The organism is Sphaerisporangium melleum, assembly GCF_014646695.1.
Classification (GTDB): Bacteria; Actinomycetota; Actinomycetes; order Streptosporangiales; family Streptosporangiaceae; genus Sphaerisporangium; species Sphaerisporangium melleum.
The window spans coordinates 1-251 of sequence record NZ_BMNT01000163.1 but is presented as its reverse complement, the minus strand read 5'-3'; the positions used below and the strand labels follow the sequence as shown (position 1 = coordinate 251).

General features: G+C 68.9%; 1 protein-coding gene. It reads right to left on the bottom strand.

What is annotated here, in order from left to right; genetic code table 11:
- Positions 1-251 (bottom strand): glycosyl hydrolase family 95 catalytic domain-containing protein (locus tag IEY93_RS39215; protein ID WP_229691839.1); only part of this gene is annotated, 251 nt, incomplete at both ends.

Here is a 251-nt window from a genome sequence, read left to right as displayed (position 1 = left end):
AACTGCGGGTCGTTGACGCTGTTGTGCTGGGCGATCCGTACGTCGGTCGGCTGGTCGGCCGCCGAGGTACGACCGAGGTCCAGCGTCGTGCGGTTGAACAGGGTCTGGTAGTCGGCCACGTGCCGGCCGCGCAGGTCGTCGAAGGTCCGGCCGCCGGCGGCGTCCAGGTACCGCCGCGCGATGCCCTGGTAGTCGCCGCTGACATCGCGGTAGTTGACGTAGCTGGAGCCGATGGAGACCAGCAGCGTGAC